26 protein-coding genes are annotated in these 25,752 nt (G+C 58.1%); 13 read left to right on the top strand and 13 right to left on the bottom strand.

Annotated elements, in window-relative coordinates; translation table 11 throughout:
- Positions 1 to 182: 182 nt before the first annotated feature.
- Positions 183 to 392 carry a cold-shock protein gene (locus WD429_RS06515; RefSeq protein WP_048494874.1) on the top strand — a complete coding sequence of 70 codons (210 nt, stop codon included), beginning with the start codon at positions 183 to 185 and terminating at the stop codon, positions 390 to 392.
- An 88-nt stretch (positions 393 to 480) separates the two neighbouring features.
- Here the strand turns inward: WD429_RS06515 and leuA are convergent, their stop codons facing one another.
- Positions 481 to 2,169 (bottom strand): 2-isopropylmalate synthase, encoded by a 1,689-nt coding sequence (gene leuA, locus WD429_RS06510; RefSeq protein WP_368421368.1) that lies wholly within the window; start codon positions 2,167 to 2,169, stop codon positions 481 to 483.
- Positions 2,170 to 2,315: 146 nt separating this feature from the next.
- Between leuA and WD429_RS06505 the strand changes: the two genes are divergently transcribed.
- Positions 2,316 to 2,813 carry an Lrp/AsnC family transcriptional regulator gene (locus WD429_RS06505; RefSeq protein WP_368421367.1) on the top strand — a complete coding sequence of 166 codons (498 nt, stop codon included), beginning with the start codon at positions 2,316 to 2,318 and terminating at the stop codon, positions 2,811 to 2,813.
- Positions 2,814 to 2,831: 18 nt separating this feature from the next.
- Here the strand turns inward: WD429_RS06505 and WD429_RS06500 are convergent, their stop codons facing one another.
- Complete coding sequence (locus tag WD429_RS06500) at positions 2,832 to 3,458, bottom strand: TetR/AcrR family transcriptional regulator (protein ID WP_368421366.1); 627 nt, start codon at positions 3,456 to 3,458, stop codon at positions 2,832 to 2,834.
- Between the two features lie 144 nt (positions 3,459 to 3,602).
- On the opposite strand from WD429_RS06500, the gene WD429_RS06495 reads away from it, so the two are divergent.
- On the top strand, positions 3,603 to 5,336 hold the full coding sequence (locus tag WD429_RS06495; protein WP_368421365.1) for a proline--tRNA ligase: 1,734 nt from the start codon (positions 3,603 to 3,605) through the stop codon (positions 5,334 to 5,336).
- A 21-nt stretch (positions 5,337 to 5,357) separates the two neighbouring features.
- On the opposite strand, the gene murB is transcribed toward WD429_RS06495, so the two are convergent.
- The 8 genes from murB to WD429_RS06455 all read right to left on the bottom strand — a co-directional run bounded on the left by murB (position 5,358) and on the right by WD429_RS06455 (position 13,661).
- On the bottom strand, positions 5,358 to 6,404 hold the full coding sequence (murB, locus tag WD429_RS06490; RefSeq protein ID WP_368421364.1) for a UDP-N-acetylmuramate dehydrogenase: 1,047 nt from the start codon (positions 6,402 to 6,404) through the stop codon (positions 5,358 to 5,360).
- A gap of 31 nt (positions 6,405 to 6,435) precedes the next feature.
- The gene (gene kdsB, locus WD429_RS06485; protein WP_368421363.1) at positions 6,436 to 7,212 is read right to left on the bottom strand and encodes a 3-deoxy-manno-octulosonate cytidylyltransferase; all 777 of its coding nucleotides are present in this window, start codon (positions 7,210 to 7,212) and stop codon (positions 6,436 to 6,438) included.
- Positions 7,213 to 7,224: 12 nt separating this feature from the next.
- Positions 7,225 to 7,413 carry a Trm112 family protein gene (locus tag WD429_RS06480; RefSeq protein WP_368421362.1) on the bottom strand — a complete coding sequence of 63 codons (189 nt, stop codon included), beginning with the start codon at positions 7,411 to 7,413 and terminating at the stop codon, positions 7,225 to 7,227.
- A complete protein-coding gene (gene lpxK, locus WD429_RS06475) occupies positions 7,406 to 8,434 on the bottom strand; it encodes a tetraacyldisaccharide 4'-kinase (protein ID WP_368421361.1) in 1,029 nt (342 codons plus the stop codon). Before lpxK ends, WD429_RS06480 begins: the two co-directional genes overlap by 8 nt.
- The gene (msbA, locus tag WD429_RS06470; RefSeq protein ID WP_368421360.1) at positions 8,431 to 10,206 is read right to left on the bottom strand and encodes a lipid A export permease/ATP-binding protein MsbA; all 1,776 of its coding nucleotides are present in this window, start codon (positions 10,204 to 10,206) and stop codon (positions 8,431 to 8,433) included. Before msbA ends, lpxK begins: the two co-directional genes overlap by 4 nt.
- The gene (locus WD429_RS06465) at positions 10,203 to 10,628 is read right to left on the bottom strand and encodes an ExbD/TolR family protein (protein ID WP_368421359.1); all 426 of its coding nucleotides are present in this window, start codon (positions 10,626 to 10,628) and stop codon (positions 10,203 to 10,205) included. Before WD429_RS06465 ends, msbA begins: the two co-directional genes overlap by 4 nt.
- A 5-nt stretch (positions 10,629 to 10,633) precedes the next feature.
- Positions 10,634 to 11,260 (bottom strand): MotA/TolQ/ExbB proton channel family protein, encoded by a 627-nt coding sequence (locus WD429_RS06460; protein ID WP_368421358.1) that lies wholly within the window; start codon positions 11,258 to 11,260, stop codon positions 10,634 to 10,636.
- A gap of 82 nt (positions 11,261 to 11,342) precedes the next feature.
- A complete protein-coding gene (locus tag WD429_RS06455) occupies positions 11,343 to 13,661 on the bottom strand; it encodes a DNA internalization-related competence protein ComEC/Rec2 (protein ID WP_368421357.1) in 2,319 nt (772 codons plus the stop codon).
- A 148-nt stretch (positions 13,662 to 13,809) separates the two neighbouring features.
- Between WD429_RS06455 and WD429_RS06450 the strand changes: the two genes are divergently transcribed.
- Positions 13,810 to 14,334, top strand: coding sequence for a DUF2062 domain-containing protein (locus WD429_RS06450; protein WP_368421356.1), 525 nt, complete (start codon positions 13,810 to 13,812; stop codon positions 14,332 to 14,334).
- On the opposite strand, the gene WD429_RS06445 is transcribed toward WD429_RS06450, so the two are convergent.
- Together WD429_RS06445 and WD429_RS06440 are read right to left on the bottom strand one after the other, a co-directional pair.
- Entirely contained in the window at positions 14,331 to 15,041 is a 711-nt protein-coding gene (locus tag WD429_RS06445) for an ABC transporter ATP-binding protein (protein ID WP_368421355.1), read from the bottom strand. The two genes, WD429_RS06450 and WD429_RS06445, sit on opposite strands and share 4 nt — an antisense overlap.
- Positions 15,034 to 16,275 (bottom strand): lipoprotein-releasing ABC transporter permease subunit, encoded by a 1,242-nt coding sequence (locus tag WD429_RS06440; protein ID WP_368421354.1) that lies wholly within the window; start codon positions 16,273 to 16,275, stop codon positions 15,034 to 15,036. Before WD429_RS06440 ends, WD429_RS06445 begins: the two co-directional genes overlap by 8 nt.
- 117 nt (positions 16,276 to 16,392) lie before the next feature.
- On the opposite strand from WD429_RS06440, the gene WD429_RS06435 reads away from it, so the two are divergent.
- From WD429_RS06435 to infA, 9 genes are all read left to right on the top strand, one after another.
- Complete coding sequence (locus WD429_RS06435; RefSeq protein ID WP_368421353.1) at positions 16,393 to 16,992, top strand: PilZ domain-containing protein; 600 nt, start codon at positions 16,393 to 16,395, stop codon at positions 16,990 to 16,992.
- A gap of 111 nt (positions 16,993 to 17,103) precedes the next feature.
- Entirely contained in the window at positions 17,104 to 17,409 is a 306-nt protein-coding gene (locus WD429_RS06430) for a hypothetical protein (RefSeq protein WP_368421352.1), read from the top strand.
- A gap of 119 nt (positions 17,410 to 17,528) precedes the next feature.
- Positions 17,529 to 18,581 carry an agmatine/peptidylarginine deiminase gene (locus WD429_RS06425; protein ID WP_368421351.1) on the top strand — a complete coding sequence of 351 codons (1,053 nt, stop codon included), beginning with the start codon at positions 17,529 to 17,531 and terminating at the stop codon, positions 18,579 to 18,581.
- Complete coding sequence (locus WD429_RS06420) at positions 18,578 to 19,501, top strand: carbon-nitrogen hydrolase (protein WP_368421350.1); 924 nt, start codon at positions 18,578 to 18,580, stop codon at positions 19,499 to 19,501. Before WD429_RS06425 ends, WD429_RS06420 begins: the two co-directional genes overlap by 4 nt.
- Positions 19,502 to 19,508: 7 nt before the next feature.
- The gene (locus tag WD429_RS06415; protein WP_368421349.1) at positions 19,509 to 20,420 is read left to right on the top strand and encodes an AAA family ATPase; all 912 of its coding nucleotides are present in this window, start codon (positions 19,509 to 19,511) and stop codon (positions 20,418 to 20,420) included.
- Positions 20,421 to 20,533: 113 nt separating this feature from the next.
- Positions 20,534 to 21,487: a thioredoxin-disulfide reductase gene (gene trxB, locus WD429_RS06410; RefSeq protein WP_368421348.1), complete on the top strand. Its 954-nt coding sequence runs from the start codon at positions 20,534 to 20,536 to the stop codon at positions 21,485 to 21,487.
- Positions 21,488 to 21,655: 168 nt separating this feature from the next.
- The gene (aat, locus tag WD429_RS06405) at positions 21,656 to 22,378 is read left to right on the top strand and encodes a leucyl/phenylalanyl-tRNA--protein transferase (protein WP_368421347.1); all 723 of its coding nucleotides are present in this window, start codon (positions 21,656 to 21,658) and stop codon (positions 22,376 to 22,378) included.
- The gene (locus WD429_RS06400; protein WP_368421346.1) at positions 22,371 to 23,084 is read left to right on the top strand and encodes an arginyltransferase; all 714 of its coding nucleotides are present in this window, start codon (positions 22,371 to 22,373) and stop codon (positions 23,082 to 23,084) included. Before aat ends, WD429_RS06400 begins: the two co-directional genes overlap by 8 nt.
- 81 nt (positions 23,085 to 23,165) lie before the next feature.
- Positions 23,166 to 23,384 (top strand): translation initiation factor IF-1, encoded by a 219-nt coding sequence (gene infA / locus WD429_RS06395; protein ID WP_368421345.1) that lies wholly within the window; start codon positions 23,166 to 23,168, stop codon positions 23,382 to 23,384.
- Between the two features lie 84 nt (positions 23,385 to 23,468).
- Here the strand turns inward: infA and clpA are convergent, their stop codons facing one another.
- Positions 23,469 to 25,739, bottom strand: a complete 2,271-nt coding sequence (clpA, locus tag WD429_RS06390; protein ID WP_368421344.1) for an ATP-dependent Clp protease ATP-binding subunit ClpA — start codon at positions 25,737 to 25,739, stop codon at positions 23,469 to 23,471.
- Positions 25,740 to 25,752: the final 13 nt, after the last annotated feature.

The following is a 25,752-nucleotide window of genomic DNA, read 5'->3' as shown; positions in this document are numbered from 1 at the left end:
CTCGGTCTATACTGAAAATGCTGTGAAAAAACAGCGGTATTTGGTGAATGTGCTCCAACGTCCTGCCGCAGTACGCTTCGTTGCCTGTTCCTCAGTACGCTCTGACTTCTCAGCACCGGTTAATCCCAGAGGAAAACCGAAGGTCCCGTGAGGGCAAAATTTCAGGAATACAGGAAAGATTCATGTCTGATACTAAAACCGGCCACGTGAAGTGGTTCAACGAGTCCAAAGGCTTTGGCTTCATCGCTCAGGATGGTGGCAGTGACGTTTTCGTTCACTACAGTGCAATCAACTCCAGCGGTTTCCGCACCCTGACCGAAGGTCAGCAGGTACAGTTCACCGTGACCCAGGGCCCGAAAGGTCCCCAGGCGGAAAACGTTACTCCGGTCTGAAGTAACGGGGCCGCTTTGCCCCTCACGGGCAACAGCACAGACAAAAAAGCCGGCTTGCGCCGGCTTTTTTGTGGCTATCCGAAAAGCGTTAGGCCTCCCCTTTCTCCAGAACATTCTGCTTCACCGAACGGTCGACCACTTGCGCGACCGCTGAAAACAGCGCCTGCAGTGTGGCCGACGTGGTGTCCTCGGCCAGTGCCGCCGCACTGCACGGCATACCGTCGACCGTCAGTCGAATACAGGCAAGAGCGTTGGCGTTGGTGCCTTCACCCAGTGCGAACTCATCGTAGGCTTCGACGGCAATACTTACGCCATGCCGGGCCTCCAGAGCGGCGGAAACGGCTTCCACTGCGCCCAACCCACGGCCTTCGAGCACCACTGGCGATTGCCCGCCACCCACGCTGACAGACGCTTTTACGCCGTTGTCGTCGCGATGCAAGTCGTAGGAGGTCAAAACCCAGGTCTGGTGAAGCTTCAGGTATCGCTCCTCAAACAACCGGTGAATGGTCAGTGAATCAATCTCACCGCCGTTGGTTTCCGCCTCGGCCTGCACCAGCTTGCTGAATTCAATCTGCAACCAGCGCGGCAGACTGATGTTGTAATCACGCTCCAGCACATAAGCCACCCCGCCTTTACCAGACTGGCTATTGATGCGTACCACTTCCTCATAACGACGCCCCAGATCCCGGGGATCAATCGGCAAATAAGCCACGTGCCACGGGTCGCCTTCCTTACGCCGGGACAGGCACTTGCGTATGGCATCCTGGTGGCTGCCTGAAAAAGCGGTAAACACCAGTTCACCAGCGTAGGGATGACGCGGATGCGTAGAAATCTCGGTGCAGGCTTCCACCACTTCGGTGATTTCCGCCATGCCGGACAAGTCCAACGTGGGATCAATGCCCTGTGAGTAGAGGTTCATGGCCATGGTAACCAGGTCCATATTACCCGTGCGTTCGCCGTTGCCCATCAGCGTGCCTTCAACCCGGTCGGCTCCGGCCATAACCGCCAGTTCCGCAGCAGCCACCGCGCATCCGCGATCATTATGGGTGTGCACGCTGATGCGGAAATGTTCACGGTAACGAACCCGGTCACAGATCCATTCAATCTGATCCGCGAACACATTGGGTGTGGCCATTTCCACGGTGGCCGGGAGATTGACAACCACCGGCTGCCCCTCGTCGGGACGCCAGACATCGTTGACCGCATCAATCACCTCAGCGGCAAAGTCCAGTTCCGTGCCGGTAAAACTCTCGGGAGAGTACTGGAACGTCCACTGCGTTTCCGGGTATGTGGCGGCGATATCCCGCACCAGGGTGGCACCGTTGACCGCAATCTCGCGAATACCCGCCCGATCAAGTCCGAACACCTGCTCCCGCTGTACGGTCGAGGTGGAATTGTAGACATGGACGATCGCTTTCCGGGCCCCACGCAACGCTTCGTAGGTGCGTTCAATCAGTTCGGGGCGTGCCTGGGTCAGGGCCTGTACGCTGACGTCATCGGGAATGCGGTTTTCCTCAATGAGCTTACGGCAGAAATCGAAATCCGGTTGGCTCGCCGCCGGAAACCCGATTTCTATTTCCTTGAAGCCGAGTTTGACCAGCAGGTCGAAAAGACGCTGTTTCTGCGCCACTGACATGGGCTTCACCAGGGCCTGATTGCCATCGCGAAGGTCCACTGCACACCAGTCAGGAGCCTTTTCGATGACACGATCCGGCCAGCGCCGATCCTTCTTGGCCACAGGCTTGAAAGCAACATATTTGTGATGATCAAACGGCATTGTGTGTTTTCCTTGCGCGTTGCAGAAGTCAATCAATGTATGGGAGACAGGGTAACCGCTATTGCAGGACAAATGATTGCTATTTTTCTGAAACAGCCTAGTATTTTAATCGTTTATACCTATAAACCACAGATTTTAGCAATATTATGCCAACTACCAACGAAACACTCGCGAAAATCGATAAAACCGACCGAAGAATCCTCGAGCAATTGCAAAATGACGGTTCGCTTACCAACCAGGAACTGGCGGATAAAGTCGGGTTATCGCCTTCGCCCTGTCTTCGCCGGGTGCGTGCACTGGAGGATGCGGGCATCATCCTGCGCAAAGCCACGATCCTGGACCATAAAAAGCTCGGGCTATCGCTGACCGCCATCATTCTCATTGGTATGGATCGTCACACGCCCGAGCGTTTTTCGGCTTTTGAGGAAAAAGTTGCCGAGTATCCGGAAGTGCAGGAATGCTATCTCATCACCGGCCAGGACGCGGACTACATGCTCAAAGTCGTGGTACCGGACATGGACCATTACCACCATTTTTTACTTAATCGCATCACCCGCATTCAGGGTGTCAGCGGCGTGCACTCGAGCTTCGTGCTGAGGCGGGTGATCGACAATACCGCCCTACCCCTTGGCTACCTGTCATAGCGTCAGCAGCCTGGAGGATCAGCGTACAAGCGCGTGAACGTACGCGGCCATCATAACCTTAAGTTCGGTGACCAGACTCTTCGCCTGGTCCTCCGGAAGCGTGACGGCAAGCCGGAGTATACTGCCAGCCGACCGAGGCAGGATCAGGCTGGCGGTCCAGCGACGTTCCGGCGGGATGTGGGGGAACTCATCTTTCAAACGCGCATCAAGATCCCGGGCGTTGCTGTACAGCTCCCTCACGTCCAGCTCGCTCAATTCGGGCATGGACTCAACACCACTCCAGATCGCTGAATACGCCGGCTCGGTGCGGTAAAACTCGTAAAACAGATCAATCAACACGTCCACCGCATCGGTCAGTGCAAGCTCACCCAACCGGTCACTCAGGGCCGTCTCCATTTTTTCAACGTGGCGCTCGGCAATCGCTTTCACAATGGCGGCCTTGTTGGGAAAATAGCGGTACAGTGACGCCAGCGACATACCCGACTGCCGGGCAATGGCGGACATGCTGGTGGCATCGACCCCAACATCGTGAAAGATAGCAGCGGCATGGTGAAGAATGTTGTTCACACGCTCGCGACTGCGAGCCTGGACAGGCTGCCGCCGCGGCGTGACATCCACGGCGGCATCGTTGTTCTCTGCGGTCATAAACTGGCGGCCTCTACTCGATCTGTACCTTATGTGACAGGCTCCGTACAATGACCACCACTTTACGATAAATGAAGGGCCGGGCGAGCCCATCGCCGCTGTCCATTAGTCTAAGAACGTTCACCCATTCATACGGAAGACACAATGCGAGCGAGCCGTTTCCTGATTGCCACCCAAAAAGAAACACCTGCGGACGCGGAGGTTATCAGCCACCAGCTGATGCTCCGGTCCGGGATGATTCGCAAACTCGCCTCGGGGCTCTACACCTGGCTCCCGATGGGCCTGCGCACGTTGCGCAAGGTAGAGCGGATCGTGCGGGAGGAAATGGACAAAAGCGGTGCCCAGGAACTGCTGATGCCCGCCGTCCAGCCGGCAGAGCTGTGGCAGGAATCGGGGCGCTGGGAGCAATACGGTGGCGAATTGCTGCGCATGAACGACCGCCATGGCCGCGATTTCTGCTTCGGCCCCACCCACGAAGAGGTGATCACGGACCTGATTCGCAATGAGCTCAAAAGCTATAAGGAGCTGCCGGCCAACTTTTACCAGATCCAGACCAAATTCCGCGATGAGCGCCGGCCACGTTTCGGCGTCATGCGGGCCCGCGAGTTTTTGATGAAGGACGCTTACTCGTTCCACGTCACTGCCGAATCACTGGACGACACCTATCAGACCATGCACCGCACCTATTGCGCGATTTTTGACCGTGCGGGTCTGGATTACCGGCCCGTGCAAGCGGATTCCGGGGCCATCGGTGGCAACGCCTCCCACGAGTTCCACGTCCTGGCCTCATCGGGCGAGGACGACATTGTGTTCAGCACCGGGGGTCCGTACGCGGCGAACATCGAGAAAGCGGAAGCCATGGCCCCCGCCGGTGACCGCCCTGCCCCGGCCGAAGAACTGAAAGAGATTGCCACGCCCGATCAACGCACCATCGAGGCCATCGCCCGGTTCCTGAACATCGATGCCACTCGCACGGTGAAAACCCTGTTGGTCAAAGGCGAAGCAGACGAAAACGGCAAAGCCGGCCTGGTTGCCCTGATCCTGCGCGGCGATCACACCCTGAATGAAATCAAAGCAGAAAAGCTGGACGGTATCGCGGAACCCTTGACCATGGCCACGGATCAGGAGATCGAACTCACCGTCGGCTGCAAGCCAGGGTCTATCGGACCCGTCAAACTGCCAGTGCCGGTGATCGTTGATCGCAGTGCTGCTCACCTTGCCGATTTTGTCTGCGGTGCCAACCGGGACGGTTTCCATCTGACCGGCGTCAACTGGGAGCGGGATGCCAACATCGAACGGGTCGAGGACCTGCGGAATGTGGTAGAGGGGGACGCCAGCCCGGATGGCAAAGGCACCCTGGAGATCCGCCGTGGCATTGAGGTTGGCCACATCTTCAAGCTGGGCAACAAGTACAGCACGGCGATGCACGCCACGGTGCTGGATGAGCACGGCAAAAGCGCCATTCTGGAGATGGGTTGCTACGGCATTGGCGTGTCACGAATTGTGGCCGCTGCCATCGAGCAGAACCACGATGACAAAGGCATCGTCTGGCCGGAGGCAATCGCTCCGTTTGAGGTAGCAGTCGTCACCCTCAATGCCCATAAATCACCGGCGGCGGCAGAGGCAGGTGAACGCCTCTACGACCAGCTCCGTCAGGCAGGGTTTGATGTGCTGCTTGACGACCGCAACGAACGGCCAGGGGTCAAATTTGCCGATATGGAATTGATCGGGATTCCCCACCGTTTTGTGGTCTCTGAGCGCGGGCTGACCGCAGGTACGCTGGAGTACAAAGGGCGTCAGGACGCAGAGAAACAGGACGTTGCCATTGAAGACATTCTGCCATTCCTGCTCAGTGCATCTCCCCGCCACGGCCTGTGAGCCGCTTTCTGACACCGGGGCTCAATACCCCGGTGTCAATCCGGCGGGAATCACGCCCGGCTCCATATCCAGAGTCACGCCAAATCTCGCCTGCACATCCCGACGAATGCGCTCGGCTAGTGACAGCACATCGGCACCCGTGCCACCGGAATGGTTGATCAGTACCAGGGCCTGGCGGTTGTGCACACCCACTCGCGCGTTCCGGAACCCTTTCCAGCCACACTGATCGATCAGCCACGCCGCCGCCAACTTGGCCGTGACGGGCCCCGGATACCCCGGCATGTCCGGATGCTCGGCTTTCAGGTTTTCCCAGTCCGCGAGGGGCACCACCGGATTCTTGAAAAAGCTCCCGGCATTGGGCATCTGCTGTGGGTCGGGCAGTTTCCGGCGACGCACGGCCATCACCGCCTGAGCCACATCCAGCGGTGTCAGCGCCGGTATCTCCTGTTCGTCAAAGTAACCGGCCAGGTCGGCATAGACCAGGGTCAGCGGCGCAGACCGACTCAAATGGAGCCTCAGTTCGGTAATGACATAGCGTCCTGGCTGGCGCTTGAACACGCTGTCCCGATAGGCGAAGTCACACTCCTCACAGTGAATAACCCGCCATGATCCAGTGTTGCGGTCCAGAACCGTAACGCTGACCAGAGTGTCTTTCAGTTCAACACCGTAGGCACCGATATTCTGAACCGGGGCGGCACCCGCTGTGCCCGGGATCAGCGCGAGGTTTTCAATCCCGCGGTAGCCGGCGGAGGCCGCGTACAAGACCGCCTCATGCCAGTTTTCCCCACCGCCAAGGACCAGTATCGCGGAATCCCCTTCCACCTGTTCCCAGCGCCGGCCAGTGATGGCCAGGCGCGCAACCAGGCCCGGGAAATCTCCGGCAAACACCAGATTGCTGCCGCCACCAAGAACCAGTGTTTCCAGTCCTTCCTCATCGGCAAAATCCAGCAATGAAATAAGCCGGTTACCCGAGGTGGCCTCGCCATACCAGCGCGCGCTGACGTCTATGCCAAGGCTGTTCATGGCCTGCAGGCTGACGTTCTCCCGGATATTGGCAGGCAGCTTCAAACCAGCTCCCTGGGCGTGTGCACCTTCATCGCTAACTTCTCCTCATCCATTGCCTGAGCCTGTCGAGATCAGCCTCGGTATCAACACCGGCCGGTGGCTGCACCTGCGCCTCTTCCACATGAATTTGCGCGCCGTTGTACAGCGCTCTGAGCTGCTCCAGGGATTCGGTTATTTCTGTCGGTGCCGGTGCCCAGCGCACGAAGTCGGCCAGCAACCGCACGCGGTAACCGTAGATGCCGATGTGGCGAAAATACGTGACGCCCTCGGGCATTGCCATGTCCGCACGCGGCCATTCGTCGCCGCTCCAGGCATCTCTGGCCCAAGGAACCGGGGCGCGGCTGAAATAGTGCGCCATACCCCGATGGTCAGACACGACTTTGACGACGTTGGGATTGAACACGCTGGCGATGTCCGTGATTTTTTCACACAGCGTGGCAATGGCAGCCTGGGGAAAACGCTCCAGATTGCCCGCCACCTGATTAATGAGGACGGGGGGAATCAGCGGCTCATCGCCCTGCACATTGACCACACGATCGTCTGCGGCGAATCCCAGCTTGCGCGCCACTTCTTCGAGACGATCCGTGCCGCTGACGTGCTGAGATGACGTCATCACCACTTCGGCACCGAAATCCCGGCACACCGATTCAATACGTTCATCGTCCGTTGCGATGACTACGCGGTCAGCTTCACTTTCACCCGCGCGTTCGTACACATGCCGTATCATCGGTTTTCCGGCGATATCAGCCAGGGGCTTTCCGGGCAACCGGGTAGATGCGTACCGGGCGGGAATCACCACCGTAAAAGACATGCCATTCACCTGTCAGTGTTTATCGAGCCGCTCATCCGTTGACAAAGTTCTGGCTTCCGTTGCCAGCATCACCGGAATGCCTTCACGAATGGCAAAGGCCATCGCATCTTGATAGCAGACCAGCTCGGTTTTCTCCTGATTCAAGGTCAGATCGCCCTTGCACACCGGGCAGGCCAGCATGGCCACCAGCTTTTTATCCATGTTGTACTCTCTCGGGTTCATGATGTCTCAGCGTGGCTTCACATTCCCTTACCCGGTGGAGGAACGCCACGGCAAATTCGTCCGGCAGAGATGCCGTTACTGACAATACCCACGCATTATCACCGGCAATATCACGGCATTTGACGGCGTCCTTGGCGGTCATCACCAGCCAATCGTCGGTATCGGTTTCAAGATCGGCGGCGCGAAACTTATGGTGATCGCCAAAGGCTTTTTCGGATACCCGCGCTCCCAACGACGTCAGCGTCGCGAAAAATCGCCCGGGGTTTCCGATGCCGGCGACACCGTGCACCGCTCGCCCCTGAAGGCTTTCCAGAGGCACCGACTCTCCTGTTTTCAGGTTATCGAGCCGCGATGGGACCAATGTCATCGTATATTGAGCCGGGTGTTCAAGGTCCGCAAGATGCCCGCCATTGGTGATCACGAAATCGACCCCGGCCAATCGCGCCAATGGCTCCCGGAGCGGGCCCACTGGAATCCCGGCACCGTTGCCAACACCCCGGCTCGCATCAAACACGGCCAACTCAATGTCACGGGGCAGCGCGTAATGCTGCAAGCCGTCATCACAAATCAGAATATTACCAAGCTGACGTTCAAGCGCCCACAGAGCGCCCCGTTTTCGCTGCGGGTCAACCACCACCGGGCAACCCGTTTCCTTGTTGAGCATCACCGGTTCATCACCGGCCTCACCGGCGGTGATGCTTTCATCAACCAACAGGGGGTAAGCGCCAGAGTGACCGCCGTAGCCACGGCTCAGAATGACAGGCCGGTACCCCTGCTCGTTAAGCAACATGACCAGCCTGGCGGTCAACGGGGATTTGCCGGTGCCACCAGCGGTCAGGTTACCAACCACAACCACCGGCACCGGCAGAGCTTCATCTTTGGCTTTCCAGGCTTTTTGACGGCGGCTTTCTGCAACCACCCGGTAGATCCAGGCCAATGGAGACAACAGCCACAATGGCCGTTTACGGCCATACCATAGGCGGTCAACCAGCGCGGTCATGCGTGCTCGCTGAACTGCAACTGGTGCAATTGGGCATAGGCACCACCGGTAGCCAGCAGCTCATCATGACGGCCAGACTCAACAATCTGCCCCGCTTCCATCACCAGAATACGGTCCGCCTTTTCGATGGTCGATAACCGATGGGCAATCACCAGCGTCGTGCGCCCCTGCATGACTGTTTCCAGCGCCTCCTGAATATGCCGTTCCGATTCGGTGTCCAGCGCTGAGGTCGCCTCATCAAGAATCAGAACCGGGGCGTTCTTCAGCAGTGCCCGTGCAATGGCCAGGCGCTGTCGTTGACCGCCGGACAGCATGACGCCATTGTCGCCGATCATGGTGTCTAGGCCTTCGGGCATCCGGTCAATAAACTCCAGGGCGTGCGCCTTGGCAGCGGCCTCGCGAACTTCATCGCGGCTGCAGTGTCGCAGGGCACCGTAGGCAATATTGGCGGCAATGGTGTCGTTGAACAGCACCACGTTCTGGGTCACCAGCGCAATCTGGGCACGCAACGCCTGTAGGCTGAAGTCTTTCAGCGAATGCTCATCGATGCGGATATCGCCACCGGTGTGTTCGTAGAAACGCGGAAGCAGACTCACCATCGTGGATTTGCCGCTGCCGGAGCGACCTACCAGAGCCACGCTCTGCCCCGCCGGTATATCAAGAGAAATCGACGTAAGCACGTCATCCAGCTGATCACGATACCGGAACGAGACGTTATCAAAAACAATGTCACCCTCGACGCGCTCTGGGCGGTAGGTGCCATCGTCGTGTTCGGGCTCTTCATCCATGGTGCCAAACACGTCATGGGCGGCCGCTACGCCCTTCTGGATTTTGGCGTGCACCGAGGTTACCTGGCGAATAGGCTTGGCCATCGTAGTGGCAGCGGTGATAAAGGCGACCAGTTCACCGGTACTCATTTCACCACGAATCTCCGGCGCTAGCATGGTCCACACCAGCGCGGCGATGGCCACCGCCACCAACACCTGGATGACCGGAATACTGATGGCCTGGGTAGAGGCCATCTTCAGGCTCTGGGTCAGGTTTTTCTCGCTCACTTCGCGAAACCGTTCCCGTTCGTAATCTTCACCGCCAAAGGTGCGGACCACTCGGTATCCGGATATAGACTCCGAGGCAACGTGGGTGATATCCCCCATGGACCCCTGAATACGCTCACTGATCTTGCGAAAGCGCTTGCTGGCGTAACTGACCACCAAACCGATAAGCGGCCCCACCGCCAGAAACACCAGCGTGAGCTTCCAGTTGGTGTACAGCATGAAACCCAGCAAGCCGAGTATGGTCAGCCCTTCCCGCAGGGTGATGGTGACCGCGTTGGTGGTTGCCTCCGCCACTTGCTCTACGTTGAACGTGAGCTTGGACACCAGACGCCCGGATGCGTTCTCATCGAAATACCGGGAAGGCAGGGTCATCAACCGGTCAAACACCTGGGTTCGAAGCGCATTAATGACCTGCCGCCCGACGTAGCTGATAAAATACTGGCTCAGGAAAGTGCCGACACCCCGGAACGCGAACACCCCGACAATCAGCATGGTCAGCAGTATGCGGTTCTGTTGACTGGGGTTCTCGATCGCCTCAATCACATACTCCATGGCGGCGGCCATACCAGTGGACGCCGCTGCATAGATAACGTTGCCGAGCACGGCCAGCGAAAAGGCCAGCCAGAAAGGTTTAACGTAGGCGAGCAAGCGTTTGTATGTGGCCCAGTTGGAACCGGATACCGGTTCCCCATCGGTTGCACTGGCGGATTCACTCACTGCTCGTCAACCTCCCGCTCGGTGGTGATACTCAATTTGGCAAAACCCAGCCGCCCGGCGACGTCCATGGCACGCACCACGAACTCGTGGGCCGTGCTGGCGTCTGCGGTAATGATATAAGGCAGGGAGGTGTCACCTTCGGAAAGCTCGCTAACCGCACGCTCCAGTGTTTCCCGACGGTTGTTCACCAGAGTGCGTTCGTTGAGGATGTACTGGCCTTCCGCGTTGATCACCACATCGATTTCCCGCACTTCGGATTCCGTGCGGGCTTCTGAACTGGCTTCAGGCAACTCCACCTGCATATGGCTCTCCCGGGTGAACGTGGTGGAAACCATAAAGAAGATCAACAGCAGAAACACCACATCGATCAGTGGCGTCAGATCAACTCCAACCTCCTGGCTTCTCTGGCGCTTGAACTTCACGGCGTTCAGGCTCCTTCCACATCAATTTCACGGTCACCATGGACCACTTCCACAAGCTTGATCGCCTCTTGCTCCATACCGACCACCAACTCATCGACTCGACGGATAAAATACCGGTGACAAATCAATGCGGGAATGGCCACGCTCAACCCTGCTGCCGTGGTAATCAGCGCCTCGGAAATACCGCCAGCCAGGTTACCGGCATCACCGACGCCGGCCAACTGAATCTCCGCAAAGACCTTGATCATGCCGATAACAGTGCCCAGCAAGCCCAGCAGCGGGGTGATAGTGGCCACAGTGCCGAGGGGGTTCAGGAACCGCTCGAGGTCGTGAATGACCTGGCTGGCCTCGTGTTCAATGCTCTCTTTCATGATGTCACGGCCGTGCTTGGCGTTCATCAAACCGCCAGCCAGTACTCGGCCAAGGGGAGACGATCCCTGCAGGGCTTTGAGCTTTCGACCATTGAGCTCTTTCTTCTTGATCCAGCGCCACAGCTCATTGGTGGTCTGGGGGGGCGCTACGCGAGATGGCCGCAGGGTCCAGAACCGCTCAAGAATTATGGCAAGCGCCAGGATGGAACAGGCAACAATTGGCACCATCAAAATGCCACCAGCTTTCAACAGCTCGAACACGCTTGGTCTCCCTGATTGTTAACAAGCCGCGCTACTTTAGCATAGCTGTCGCTCCAGGCCACACCTGTTGTGTCACGGTATTTTACAGGGCAAACCAGTCCTTGACTGACCCCCGAATCCAGAACGGAGCCGCTGACCGCTGCTGCCGAACGGTTACTCCGTTTTCGCCCAGCTCGAGTCGAATAGCACCGGAGTATGCGGTGTTGAGCTGGCGGGTATCGACTGTTCGGTAACGAGAGATGACATCGGGATGGGGGTGACCGAACCGATGCCGGTAACCGGCGCTGTATATCACCCATTCCGGGGCAAGGGATCGCACCCAGGGGTAAGATGAGGATGTCTTGCTGCCGTGATGCGGTGCGACGACAACCCTGTCGACAGGGTTGGAATCAAACACCCGCCCCTCAACCATCCGCTTCTCGACCGCCTCGGTAATGTCGCCCGGCAAAATAACCTGAACGGCACCGTCGGCACGGGTAACGGTTACAACGCAGGAGGTATCATTGGCGTTCTTCGCAGCCGGAGTTTGCCAGTAACGGATGACAACTCCGCCCACTGTTCCCGCACTGATTTCATGGCAAGCTTCAGCGGTTGGCGCGGCCACGTCGCCCAGTATTGCTGCCACTCGCTCTGGCTCGCCGGTCACCAGCCTGCGCACCGGAAACGCCGACATCAGTGCCGCCAAACCACCCGCGTGGTCGCTGTCACCGTGACTGACAACCAGTGTGTTGATCACCTCCACGCCCAAATGGTTCAGATTCGGTATCAGCACCGATTCCACGGCTGAAAATACCCCCGGCACCGCCGGACCTGTGTCGTACAACAGCACCTGATCCCGGTGCCTCAACAGCACGGACAGGCCCTGCCCCACATCCCAGACATGGATTTCGGGGGTGTCCACCCAGGGGTTACCCGGCTCTGGCAGCAGACTGGCGCTTCCCAGCGTCATTCCACCAGTCAGCACCACCGCCCAGCGGAACCGGTAAGCGGGAATAACCAGCACAGCGAGCACCAGCACGCCAGCCACAGCGGCAGCGCCGGCACCGGGATTGTAGGCAGGCAACTCCAGGGCGGAAAGCCACGCAAGGACCGACCAGAGCACACCGAGGGCCGCGTCGAATGCCGTCAATACGATGTCCTGGCTCCACGGCAGTAGCCACATCAAGGCGCTGCCGATCATCAATAAGGGCATCACCACAAACGACACCCACGGTATGGCAAACAGATTGGCGAAAAGCCCCGTCAAAGGTTGCGACTGATCCAGCATCGACAACACCGGCCATAGACCCGCAAAAACCGCCAACTGGGCAACCAGCAGTGCCATGAGCCACCCTGGTGGCGACAACCGCCCGGCGAACACCAGAACCAGAACAGACACGGCACCGAAGGAAAGCCAGAATCCCTGATCCAGTGGCGCAAACGGGTCGGTCAGCACCACCACAAATAACGCCAGGGACAGACCGTGCCAGGCCGATACCTGGCGGCCCTGAACCAGCACCCACCCGGCAATCAGCACCATGACAAGGGCGCGCCGGGTCGGCACCGTGAACCCGGCGGCCAGGGCATACACAAGGCTGGCCAGAGCAATCAGAAAAATCACGACGTAGCGTTGAGAACGGGGGGCCATGAGCCCCGCAGGCAGTGCATTAACAAGTCTTCTTGCCAGAAAACCCGCGCCAATGGCCACCAGCCCCAGATGCAACCCGGAAATTGCCACCAGGTGAATGGTGCCGGTCGCTTTCAACACATCCCAATGGCCGGGCGTCATCTCGCCCCGGTACCCGATCAGCAAAGACGCCAGCAACGGGTATTGCTCCGCACTGCCCATGGTTGTCGCCACGGAAGCAGCCAGATCGCCTCGCCAGGCCATGTAACGGCATTGCAGGCCGCAGGGTTGCGCCGGATCTGCCTCTAGGTCCCGAACGGTTCCGGTGGCACCAAACCCCTTCCGGAATAGCCAGGTTTCGTAGCGAAATCCAACCGGGTTCATGGCCCCCTGGGGCCTTTTAAGCACCACTTTGAGTCTCAGGCGATGATCGGGAAGCACCTTATCCTCGGTGCCATACCATGCCAGCCTGATCTTCTGCGGAAGCGACGAGCGGGTTTCCTCGGCGTCATCGGGAAAATGCCATTGAGTGATACAGAAACTGAAACGCAGGCTGTTGAAGCTGCCATTAGAGGGGATTTCACAGAGGTAACCGGAAACAGAGAGGACCTGGCCTTCAAGAGCGGCCGGCAGAACCTGCTGCAACCGTTCCGTGGCGTGCCATGACGCCCAACCTGTCCCGATGATGAGCCACGCGAAAAGACAGGCAACGCCACCGCCTGATCGGTGACCCCGGGAAATGGCCACACAAATGGCGAAAACCACAGCGCCAACCACCCAAGACAGAGGTGGCACGACGGGGAACGTATAAAGTAAGATAACGCCGCACGCAAAGGCGGCAAGACTCCTGGACAATCCTTGTCCTCCTGATACTCCCAGGCTCCGGTACCAAACCACATCCGGACACTGTTAAACGGTCAATCTGAACGGGCAGAACTTCAAAATGCCAAAGAAGTTCATGAAACGATACCTACCAACGCCGGAAAAAGTCCGTGCGATGGAATCGCTGCAGTTTCTTGGCGACATCCTTCATGAGCCCAACCTCTGGCACATCAACCGACACAGCGTTTCCCGCGCCTTCCTGGTGGGCATTTTCCTGTGCTTTATCCCCATGCCCTTCCAGATGCTGGCGGCGGCATTTTTTGCCATCTGGTTTAATGCCAACCTGCCCCTGTCCGTGGTTCTGGTCTGGATCAGCAACCCGCTGACCATGCCACCGATGTTCTATTTCAGCTATAAAGTGGGGGCCTGGGTGCTCGACCGCCCGGTACTCAACTTCGAGTTCAAGGCCTCCTGGGCCTGGCTCAGTGAACGCATCCTCGACATTGGCATTCCGCTCTACCTCGGCTCACTGATCATGGCCACACTGTCGGCGTGTATCGCGTACCTTGTGATTCAGTTTCTCTGGCGTCGAAAAGTTCGCTCAGACTGGCGAGAACGGCGGTTTCTCCATCGCCGAAAACGCTAAAGCTCCGCGATCAGGCGCCCCTGTTCAAGCCGCAGAACCCGCCCGAGGCTTCGAGCTATCGCCATATCATGGGTGACCATTACGAATGCAATACCCAAGCGATCCCTCAGGGATTCTATTAACTGCTTGACACCTTCTCCGGTGTGTTCATCGAGGTTTCCAGTGGGCTCATCCATCAGCACACACTCCGGTTCGTTAACCAGTGCGCGCGCAATGGCTACCCGTTGCCTCTCACCACCCGACAATTCTCCCGGTTTGTGAGCCAGCCTCGGGGCCAGACCAACCTCTGTCAGAACCGACCGAGCCTTGCTCTCTGACGCTTTTATCGTCATGCCCCCCAACGCACAGGGCATCATCACATTTTCAAGAGCGGTGAATTCCGGAAGCAGGTGGTGAAACTGATAGACAAAACCCAGGTGTCGATTGCGGAACTTTGCCCGGCCTGCCTCGCTGAGCGAGTGAATGTCCTGGCCGCAAATCGCAATATGGCCCGAGGACGGGCGGTCCAGACCGCCCAGCAGGTTCAGCAGCGTGGTCTTGCCGGCACCACTGCTGCCCACGATGGCAACCGTCTCACCTGCGGCAACCTGCAACGAAATATCCGAAAAAATCGTCAGTTTCTCCGGACCCTGACTGTAGGTGCGCGTGACCTCCCGACAGTCAATGACCGAAGTCGGCACTGCGCCGTTGCTGATGGTGTCATTCATATCGCAGGGCCTCTGCCGGATCGACTCGTGATGCCCGCCAGGCGGGGTATATGGTGGCCAACAGGCTCATCGCCAGGCCGGCACTGCTGATGATCAGCACGTCCTGCCACAGTAACTGAGAGGGCAGATAACTGATGAAGTAAACGTCTGCATTGAGGAATTTGTGCCCCATTACGGCCTCGATCCAGGCGATAAAGCCACTGATATTGAGCGCGCCCAACACCCCAAGCGCGGTTCCGACTAGCGTGCCGAAAATACCAATCACACCGCCCTGGATAATGAAGATACGCATTATCCTGCCAGGGGTGGCCCCCATGGTCCGCAATATGGCAATGTCTGCGGTTTTGTCCGTCACCACCATGACCAGCGTAGAAACAATGTTGAACGCCGCCACCGCGACGATAAACATAAGCAGCAGACCAATCATGGTTTTCTCCATACGGATGGCCTGGAACAGGTTGCCATGGGTACGGGTCCAGTCTGAAATGTAGTAACGACCGTCAAGTCCGCTGGCCGCCTGCTCAGCGACCCGTGGCGCGGCAAACAGATCATCTACCAGAAGCCGCACGCCTTTGGCTTTGCCATCGGTTCGCATCAGCTTTGACGCATCATCCATGTGAATGAGCGTGTAATTACCATCCAGTTCAGCGCCAACGCTGAAAATTCCCTTCACCGTGAATCGCTTCAATCTCGGCAGCACCCCGGCCGGGGTGACGGATGCTTCGGGCAGCACCACCGTTACTTTATCGCCTAGCCCAAGCCTGAGACTGGACGCCATGGTGCGGCCGATAATGATACCGAACTCCCCGGATTTCAGGTCCGCAAGCGTGCCTTCCCGCATGTGGTCTTCAATGATCGACACATCGCGTTCCTGATCGGGTAATACACCATTGAGCAGGACACCACGAACATCGCCTCCGCCGGTCACCATGCCCTGGCCCTGAATAAAGGGTGCCGCGGCCAACACTCTGGGATGCTCTTCGACCCGGTTCACGACATCTTGCCAGTCACGGATATGATCCGAACCCTCTATGACAGCATGGGGAACCATGCCAAGAATCCGTTGTTTGAGTTCCCGGTCAAAGCCGTTCATCACCGACAACACGATGATCAGTACGGCCACGCCAAGCATCAGCCCGATCATCGACGTCAATGAAATGAAAGAGATAAAGTGATTGCGCCTTTTCGCGGCGGTGTACCGCAAGCCAACGTACAACGATAAAGGTCTGAACATGAGAAGGGGTGCCTGTTGCTACCTTCGGGTCATTCGGATTTCAGGCCACACTGGGTGGTCTGAAACTGCTAAACTTTTCAACATAAACAAAAAATGTTGCGCTGAAACGGAGCTCTCATGCCATCAAGACCTCTCGACGATTCTCCCCGGAGCTTGCCAAAGCCTGCAGCTGGAGACCGGCGCGATTTCTTTCGGATAGAAGACCATATCGGCCTCGAACTCCGCCGGGTATCCCCGGGGCATCCAGAGGATCAAAATCCGTTTGTCGGCGACCATCTGGATAGCCTACAGGCCGAGTGGCGTCGCCTGGATCAGGATGTGCGCTCACAGCTGGCAACGTTGGCCGAACGAGACCGGCTGTTAACCTCACTGATCAAATCCATGAACGGGAAGCTCGACACGCTGGCGCGCATTATGGCCTTTCAGCAAAATCCGTTGCAACCTGAGGACTGGCAGGATGTGACCCTGAGCGAAGGCGGCCTGGCATTTGATGGCAAAAGCAACGCCTGGGCAGAGGGAGAGTTACTGGCGATTCGGATGACACTCCCCCCCGAGCTGTTTCAGCCACAGGCCTTTGCCAAGGTCATCGAAATAATAGCCAACGACACCGGCGGAGCACGGGTGCACACAGAATTCACCGACATTCATGACAGCGATCGTCAGCAAATTGCGCGGCATGTGATGCGCTGGCAAATCCGCCAGCGGCAGAACGAGTAAATTGGCAAAACCGTGTGACTTTTGTCAGTCTTTTTACGATATTACGTTTTATTCATGTCATCTGTGGGGCACAGTGACAACAATCTTCATACGCCAGGGAGCACAGCACCCATGATAAGATTCGTTCAGAAACTGCTCGGCACCGCCACATTGGCGGCCATGTTAAGCTTTTCACCTCTCAACCCGGTGATAGCGGATGAAATGGCCATTCCGGTCGGGTCGCAGGCTGAGCGAAACCAGTCAGACCTGCCCCTCACCGGTATGAGCCAGGACCGTGTACGGAAAAGCTGGGGCAGCCCCCGGGAAACCAGTGGGCCGGTGGGTGACCCGCCCATCTCCCAATGGCACTACGACGACTTTGTGGTTTACTTCGAGAGTGACCAGGTTCTTCATGCAGTATTAAAGTCCTATCGGTAAGCAGGCAGATATTACCCCGCGCTTCCGCCCCACGGGCCGCGCAAAATTCCTGAACCCACACCCTGACGCAGCGTCGTCCGTTGGTTAGAATGACGTTTTTTGCAATAGGTGGCTATACATTGACGACCACACGCGTATTACCCCCGGAGTGGGCTCCGCAAAGCGCGGTCATGCTCACCTGGCCACACCCCGGCACAGACTGGAGTGACATTCTCGCAGACGTAGAACCCGTGTTTATGGAGATCGCCACAGCGGTTCTGGCGCGGGAACACCTGATCATCAGCTGTGAACACGTCTCAAGGCTGCAAGACCTTGAGCGGGACCTGTCCGCCTACGCCAGAGACCAGGGTTTGCCCGGCCGCGTTTATGCCGTGCCCGCACCCGCAAACGATACCTGGGCGCGGGACCACGGCCCGCTTACGGTGAGTACCGGCGACGGCCCCATTGTGCTCAATTTCCGCTTCAACGCCTGGGGCGGGAAGTTTCCCTGGGAAAAAGACGATGCGCTCAACCAGCACCTTCACAATGCTGGAACCTTTGGCGCAGCGCCCATGGAGGCGGTGGATCATGTTCTCGAAGGCGGCTCCATCGAATCAGACGGGGCCGGTACCCTTCTGACCACCAGCGAGTGCCTGCTGACGCCCAGCCGAAACCTGTCCCTGGATCGCGGAGCCATTGAGAATCTGTTGGCGGAAACACTGGGTGCCAACCGCATACTGTGGCTCAACCACGGCTATCTGGCCGGCGATGACACCGACAGCCATATCGACACGCTCGCGCGCTTCTGTGCGGAGGATCATCTGTGTTACGTCCGCTGTCCCGATGTTGCAGACGAGCACTACAGCGCGCTGGCCGCCATGGAAGAAGAACTGCAACAGTTCCGCCGGGCCGATGGCCGCTCTTACAAGCTGACGCCGCTGCCCTGGCCTGACGCCATCTACGATGAAGACGGCCAACGGCTACCGGCCACCTACGCGAACTTCCTGATCATCAATGGCGCGGTACTCCTGCCAGTATATGACGTCCCCCAGGATCGTGAGGCTATCGACGTGGTGCAACGCCTTTTCCCCGAGCGGGACATTATTCCGGTCAATTGCCGACCGCTGATCCGCCAGCATGGCAGCCTGCATTGCGTGACCATGCAGCTACCGGCCGGAGTCCTCACACTATGACCCGGCCTGACACTGCCCCTGTGCTGCAGGTGGCGGCAATACAACAGGCCTGCAGTAACGACAAAGCCGTCAGCCTCGCGACCAGCGAGCGCCTGGTGCGCCAGGCCGCCGCGGAAGGCGCAGGCCTGGTGGTTCTGCAGGAACTGCACGCCACCCTGTATTTCTGCCAGACAGAAGACACCTCGGTGTTTGAACTGGCCGAGCCGATACCCGGACCAAGCAGCCAGGTACTCGCAGCCCTCGCAGCGGAACTGGGTATTGTGCTGGTAGGCTCCATTTTCGAGCGCCGTATGAATGGCGTGTACCACAATACCGCGGTCGTTTTTGAGCGGGATGGCAGCATGGCAGGCATCTACCGCAAGATGCACATCCCCGATGACCCGGGCTTTTATGAGAAGTTCTATTTCACGCCTGGCGATGCCACTTTTAACGACGGTCGCAATGGTTTCACCCCCATTGAAACCTCTGTAGGAACGCTTGGGGTAATGGTCTGCTGGGATCAGTGGTACCCAGAAGCCGCACGGTTAATGGCGCTCGCAGGCGCTGAAATCCTGATTTACCCAACCGCCATTGGCTGGGATGAGACCGATGAGCCTGACGAACAGGCCCGCCAACTGGATGCCTGGGTAACCGTGCAGCGCGGCCACGCCGTGGCCAACAACCTTCCTGTGATCGCCCCCAACCGGGTCGGCACCGAGCCCGACCCGACCGGTCAGTCCAACGGCACCCGCTTCTGGGGCAACAGCTTCATTGCCGGGCCTCAGGGGGAACTTCTCGCCAGAGCCGATGATCGCTCCGAAACGATTCTCCACGCCAGCATTGATCGTCATCGTAGCGAATCGGTTCGTCGCATCTGGCCGTATCTCAGGGATCGACGAATAGACGCCTATAGCGACATTCTCAAACGGGTACGGGACTGACACCTGCATGAAAAAACGGATCGACACCGTTGTTAGCGAGCTCAACACCATCCTTCTGGGTAAAGACCGACAGGTCCGCCTGGCCCTATGCGGACTGTTGGCCCGGGGCCACCTGCTGATCGAAGACATTCCCGGCATGGGCAAGACCACGCTGTCCCATGCCCTCGCCCGGATTATGGGGCTGAGCTATCAGCGCATTCAGTTTACCAATGACCTGCTTCCCGCCGACGTGCTTGGCTACTCGATGTATGACAAGGAAGCCGGCAGCCTGGTCTTTCACAAAGGCCCGATTTTCGCCCAGGTCGTGCTCGCCGATGAGATAAACCGAGCGTCACCACGAACGCAAAGTGCGTTGTTGGAAGCGATGGAAGAGCGGCAGGTCTCCATCGAAGGGGAAACCCGCCCGCTGCCCCACCCGTTTTTTGTCATCGCCACCCAGAACCCCATCGAACAGGGGGGAACCTACCCGCTGCCCGAGTCCCAACTGGACCGCTTCCTGATGCGGCTGCGGCTGGGGTATCCTGACCCCAAAGCAGAGCGGGAACTGCTGGAAGGCGAAGATCGCCGCGCCCTGACGGACAAACTGCAAACCCTGCTTAGCCAGGGCGACCTGGAAGACCTGCAGGAATCGGTCAGCCGCGTGACCACCAGCCCGGCCCTGCTGGACTACGTCCAGCGTCTGCTCGAACAAAGCCGCCGCATGCCAGGCCTGCTCTACGGCCTGTCCCCGCGAGCCGGGCTGGGGCTGGTGCGCGCCGCGCGCGCCTGGGCACTGATGGCCGGACGCCATCACGTGTTACCAGACGACATCCAGGCGGTGTTCCCCGCCGTTGCAGAACACCGATTGGAGCAGGGAGAGTCGGGAAAGAGCGGTGAAAGAGTCAGACAGCTGCTTACCAATGTGTCAGTCATCGAGTGAATAGCATCGTTTAATCACCGGAATTGACCAAAGTAACTGGCACATTTCCCGGTTCATGATAGCCTGCATCAATTTCCAAACCGCTGTCTTCAGTTTGAAACGAGAGATCCATAATGAGCGAAACCAAACATTCCCGCCTGATCATCCTTGGCTCCGGCCCCGCCGGCTACACCGCTGCTGTTTACGCAGCCCGTGCCAACCTCAAGCCAACACTGATCACCGGTATTGAAGTGGGTGGCCAGCTCACAACCACAACCGACGTCGACAACTGGCCCGGCGACAACGACGGCGTGCAGGGTCCTGAGCTCATGCAGCGCATGCTCAAGCACGCCGAGCGCTTCGAAACGAATGTGGTTTACGACACCATCAACGAAGCCGACCTGCGCAACCGTCCGTTCCGCCTCAAGGGCGACAGTGGTGAGTACACCTGCGACGCCCTGGTCATCGCCACCGGCGCATCCGCCATGTATCTCGGCCTCGAATCGGAAGAAAAATTCAAAGGTCAGGGCGTATCCGCCTGCGCAACCTGCGATGGCTTCTTCTACAAGAAACAGAAAGTCGCCGTCATCGGTGGCGGCAACACCGCTGTCGAAGAGGCGCTGTACCTCTCCAACATCGCCGACGAAGTCACCCTGGTGCATCGCCGCGACAGCCTGCGCGCCGAAAAAATCTTGCAGGACAAACTGTTCGAAAAAGCCGAAAACGGCAACGTCAACATCGTCTGGGACCACACCCTCGACGAAGTCCTCGGCGACGGCACCGGCGTCACCGGCATGCGCATCAAAAGCATGAAAGACGGCTCGACCCAGGAACGGGACCTGGCCGGCGTATTCATCGCCATCGGCCACAAACCCAACACCGACCTGTTCACCGGCCAGCTCGACATGGAAAACGGCTACATCAAAATCCGCTCCGGATTGGAAGGCATGGCCACCCAGAGCAGCGTCCCCGGCGTATTCGCCGCCGGCGACGTAGCCGACCACGTGTATCGTCAAGCCGTGACCTCAGCCGGTTTTGGCTGCATGGCGGCGCTGGATGCGGAAAAATTTCTGGATCAACAGGATTAAACTGGACTGCTGAAGTTACCCGGTGGTCCGATCAGGCCTTCGGGTGCGACTGGCTGAAACTGTGCGGAGCCAAGCGTACACGGACGTATCTACAGCGTGTTTCAGCCAGTCGTGCCCGAAGGCCGCCGACTCCTAAATTCAGCAGCATATGACCAACAGCGGATCAGGATGACCTCACTACCCTGGATAGACCCTGACCACCTCTGGTTCCCTCCCGCCGAGGAAGCCCTGGACGACCCCGATGGCCTGCTGGCACTGGGTGGCGACCTGTCCACCGAGCGCCTGATCCTCGCCTATCGCAACGGCATCTTCCCCTGGTTCAGCGACGACCAGCCGATCCTCTGGTGGTCACCCAACCCACGCTGCGTGCTCTTTCCGACGGAAATCCACATCCCCCGCAGCCTCAGACGCACCCTGAACAGCCGATACTTCACCACCACCGCCAACAAAGACTTCAGCAGCGTTATCCGCCTGTGCGCCGACACCCGTGACGAAGGCACCTGGATCACCGCGGACATGGCCAACAGCTATGCACAACTCCACCAGCAAGGCGTTGCCCACTCCATTGAAGTCTGGAATCCATCAGGTGCCCTGGCCGGGGGCATGTACGGGTTGGCCATTGGCCAATGCTTCTTCGGCGAATCCATGTTTTCGCTGGAAGCCAACGCCTCCAAAGTGTTGATGGTACACCTTGCCCATCAGCTGAATGAATGGGGATACCAGCTCATTGACTGTCAGGTCGAAAGCAGCCACTTGCTGAAAATGGGCGCACGAACCATTCCCCGGCGCGAATTTTTATCTATACTCAGAGCAGGCGTTGACCGCTCTCCCAGCCAGAACTCCTGGCAGAGCCAGTGGCAATGGCCCGGGCCCGGAGGAGCGCATGAGTAACCTCAGAACCCTGGTGTTCTTTGCAACCCCCCCGCACGACTGCAGCTACCTGCCCAATCGTGAGGCCACCACTATGTTTGTCGACCCACGGGCCAATGTCGACAAACGACTCTACAGCCAGTTAACTGCGCTGGGCTTTCGCCGCAGCGGCTCCCACTACTACCGGCCCCACTGCGAGAGCTGCAACGCCTGCATCCCGGTTCGCCTCAAGGTCGATGATTTCAAGCCCGATCGCAGCCAGCGCCGGGTACTCGACAAAAACCGGGACCTCAACTGCGAACTGGTGCCCGCCAGCTTTGCCGAACGCTACTACCGGCTCTATGCCCACTATATCGAGGAGCGTCATGCCGACGGTGACATGTACCCACCGTCACGGGAACAATTCACATCGTTCCTGGTGGAAGGTGCCACCGATTCCTGGTTCCTGGAGATCCGGCTGGGCGACGAATTGATCGGGCTGGCGGCGGTAGACATGCTGGATGACGGCCTCTCCGCCATCTATACTGTGTTTCATCCAGACCACGAAAGCCGAAGCCTCGGCACCTTTGCGGTTCTGTGGCAGATCGAGTCAGCCCGAGCCCGGGATTTACCCCACTTGTATCTCGGATACTGGATCAAAAACTGCCGGAAAATGAACTACAAAACCCGGTTCAAACCGATTGAAGCCCTGATGGATGGCCACTGGCAGGCAATGACACACAACTGACTTTGCCAAATGGCGACAAATCAGGCAGAATTGCGCAATTTAAAATCCAGGCAAGTTAATCCCAAACGAGGTTTCTACTGAATGGCGAAAACAGATGTCATTGAAATGGAGGGCGTTATTCTTGATACGCTTCCCAATACCATGTTCCGTGTTGAGCTCAGCAACGGCCACGTTGTGACGGCCCACATCTCCGGAAAAATGCGCAAAAACTACATTCGCATTCTGACCGGTGACAAGGTGAAAGTTGAGCTGACCCCTTACGATCTCAGCAAGGGCCGCATCGTTTACCGCGCCCGCTAATCGTCAGCGTGACGTCTGAAAGCCCCGGTCTCCGGGGCTTTTTCAGTTACAGGGGCGCGGTTCATCGTATGGCGAGTGCTTACCCTACACGGCCTCGGCAGGCTCGTCCTCATAATCGAAAACCAGCTCATCGTCACCAAGGTGAATGTGCACCTCTCCGCCTTTCTCGGATAGCCGGCCAAACAGGATCTGCTCGGCCAGGGGTCGCTTGATCTTATCCTGGATCAGGCGGGACATCGGCCTTGCACCCATGGTGACGTCGTAGCCTTTTTCCGCGAGCCATTGTTTCGCCGGCTCATCCACGTGCAGAACCACATGTTTCTCATCGAGTTGCGCCTGCAACTCGGTCAGGAACTTGTCCACCACATGGGTGATGGTGGCCTTCTGAAGGTCTGCAAACTGAATGATGCCATCCAGGCGGTTGCGGAACTCCGGCGTGAAGGTCTTGCTGATGATTTCCATGCCATCCGAACTGTGGTCCTGCTCGTTAAAGCCGATGGACCGGCGCGCCATGCTCTCGGCACCAGCGTTGGTGGTCATCACCAGAATCACATGGCGGAAATCGGCCTTCCGGCCATTGTTATCCGTCAGCGTACCGTGATCCATCACTTGCAGCAGCAGGTTAAAGACTTCCGGATGCGCCTTCTCGATCTCATCCAGCAACAACACGCAGTGGGGGTGCTTGCTTACCGATTCGGTGAGCAAGCCACCCTGATCGTAACCGACGTAGCCCGGGGGTGCGCCAATCAGGCGGGACACCGTGTGCCGCTCCATGTACTCAGACATGTCAAAACGCACCAACTCAATGCCAAGCACCTTGGCAAGCTGCTTGGTGACTTCGGTCTTGCCGACACCGGTCGGACCGGCGAACAGGAAGGCACCTTCCGGCTTTTCCGGGGCCTTAAGGCCCGCCCGGGCCAGCTTGATCGCGGTCGACAGGGATTCGATGGCCGGGTCCTGCCCGAACACCACCATCTTCAGATCCCGTTCCAGATTGCGTAGCAGGTCTTTGTCACTGGTGGAAACACTCTTCGGCGGAATGCGTGCGATCTTCGCCACCACGTCCTCGATGTCCGTCACGTCAACCGTTTTTTTGCGTTTGCCCTCGGGCATCAGTCGCTGACGTGCACCGGCTTCATCAATCACATCAATGGCCTTGTCAGGAAGGTGACGATCCGTGATGTAGCGATCCGCCAACTCCGCTGCGACTCGCAAGGCCTTGTCGGTGTACTTGAGATCGTGGTGCTTCTCGAAGTTCGGTTTCAGACCCCGGAGGATCTGGTAGGTATCCTCAACGCTCGGCTCATTGACATCGATTTTCTGGAAGCGACGGGCCAACGCACTGTCTTTTTCGAAGATACCGCGGAATTCCTGAAATGTGGTCGAACCAATGCACCGGATTTCTCCGGAACCCAGCATGGGCTTGAGCAGGTTCGATGCATCCATCACACCACCGGATGCCGAACCAGCCCCGATGATTGTATGGATTTCATCAATGAACAGAATCGCATGGGGCTCTTTCTTGAGTTCAGACAGAAGCCCTTTCAGGCGCTTTTCAAAATCACCCCGGTATTTGGTACCGGCCAGCAAGGCTCCGAGGTCCAGCGAGTAAACCACGGCGTCTGAAATGATGTCTGGCACCTGGCCGTCCACGATGCGCTTCGCCAACCCCTCAGCGATGGCGGTTTTTCCGACACCGGCCTCGCCCACCAGCAGCGGGTTATTCTTCCGGCGACGAACGAGAATCTGCACAACCCGCTCGACTTCGTGTTCACGGCCGATCAATGGGTCAATCCGGCCCTGACGGGCCTGCTCATTGAGATTCGTTGCGTAGCTTTCCAACGGACGTGACGAACTGCCCTCCTCGCCAACCTCTTCATGGGAAGCCTGATCCTGACCTTCCTGGTCCTCAGCGCCCTGAACCCGGGATATACCGTGGGACACAAAGTTCACCACATCAATGCGGGCAATGCTCTGTTTCTTGAGCAGATAAACCGCCTGACTTTCCTGTTCACTGAAAATCGCGACCAGCACGTTGGCTCCGGTCACTTCTTTCTTACCTGAGGACTGCACGTGGAAGACCGCACGCTGCAGTACACGCTGAAACCCGAGTGTTGGTTGGGTTTCGCGCTCGCTGTCGTTGTTCGGAATAAGAGGTGTGGTGGAGTCCACAAACTCGACGAGCTCATCCTGAAGCTGCTTCAGGTCTGCGCCACAGGCTTTCAGCACGCCCACCGCCGATTCGTTGTCCAGCAGGGCCAGCAAAAGATGCTCCACGGTCATGAATTCATGACGCTTGTCGCGGGCATTTTTAAAGGCCGTATTCAGCGTAATTTCAAGATCTTTGCTCAGCATGGGCCACCCCTGG

Origin of the sequence: Marinobacter sp. (assembly GCF_040904845.1) — a bacterium.
Lineage (GTDB): Bacteria > Pseudomonadota > Gammaproteobacteria > Pseudomonadales > Oleiphilaceae > Marinobacter.
This window is presented reverse-complemented; position numbering and strand designations above follow the sequence as displayed.

Coding starts and splice junctions, on each gene's coding strand:
- trxB (WP_368421348.1), top strand. CDS start 20,534: ATGAGCGAAACCAAACATTCCCGCCTGATCATCCTTGGCTCCGGCCCC.
- infA (WP_368421345.1), top strand. CDS start 23,166: ATGGCGAAAACAGATGTCATTGAAATGGAGGGCGTTATTCTTGATACG.
- WD429_RS06415 (WP_368421349.1), top strand. CDS start 19,509: ATGAAAAAACGGATCGACACCGTTGTTAGCGAGCTCAACACCATCCTT.
- WD429_RS06430 (WP_368421352.1), top strand. CDS start 17,104: ATGATAAGATTCGTTCAGAAACTGCTCGGCACCGCCACATTGGCGGCC.
- WD429_RS06495 (WP_368421365.1), top strand. CDS start 3,603: ATGCGAGCGAGCCGTTTCCTGATTGCCACCCAAAAAGAAACACCTGCG.
- clpA (WP_368421344.1), bottom strand. CDS start 25,739: ATGCTGAGCAAAGATCTTGAAATTACGCTGAATACGGCCTTTAAAAAT.
- WD429_RS06450 (WP_368421356.1), top strand. CDS start 13,810: ATGCCAAAGAAGTTCATGAAACGATACCTACCAACGCCGGAAAAAGTC.
- WD429_RS06515 (WP_048494874.1), top strand. CDS start 183: ATGTCTGATACTAAAACCGGCCACGTGAAGTGGTTCAACGAGTCCAAA.
- WD429_RS06500 (WP_368421366.1), bottom strand. CDS start 3,458: ATGACCGCAGAGAACAACGATGCCGCCGTGGATGTCACGCCGCGGCGG.
- WD429_RS06400 (WP_368421346.1), top strand. CDS start 22,371: ATGAGTAACCTCAGAACCCTGGTGTTCTTTGCAACCCCCCCGCACGAC.
- kdsB (WP_368421363.1), bottom strand. CDS start 7,212: ATGTCTTTTACGGTGGTGATTCCCGCCCGGTACGCATCTACCCGGTTG.
- WD429_RS06445 (WP_368421355.1), bottom strand. CDS start 15,041: ATGAATGACACCATCAGCAACGGCGCAGTGCCGACTTCGGTCATTGAC.
- WD429_RS06440 (WP_368421354.1), bottom strand. CDS start 16,275: ATGTTCAGACCTTTATCGTTGTACGTTGGCTTGCGGTACACCGCCGCG.
- lpxK (WP_368421361.1), bottom strand. CDS start 8,434: ATGACCGCGCTGGTTGACCGCCTATGGTATGGCCGTAAACGGCCATTG.
- WD429_RS06480 (WP_368421362.1), bottom strand. CDS start 7,413: ATGGATAAAAAGCTGGTGGCCATGCTGGCCTGCCCGGTGTGCAAGGGC.
- aat (WP_368421347.1), top strand. CDS start 21,656: ATGACCTCACTACCCTGGATAGACCCTGACCACCTCTGGTTCCCTCCC.
- WD429_RS06420 (WP_368421350.1), top strand. CDS start 18,578: ATGACCCGGCCTGACACTGCCCCTGTGCTGCAGGTGGCGGCAATACAA.
- leuA (WP_368421368.1), bottom strand. CDS start 2,169: ATGCCGTTTGATCATCACAAATATGTTGCTTTCAAGCCTGTGGCCAAG.
- WD429_RS06505 (WP_368421367.1), top strand. CDS start 2,316: ATGCCAACTACCAACGAAACACTCGCGAAAATCGATAAAACCGACCGA.
- WD429_RS06435 (WP_368421353.1), top strand. CDS start 16,393: ATGCCATCAAGACCTCTCGACGATTCTCCCCGGAGCTTGCCAAAGCCT.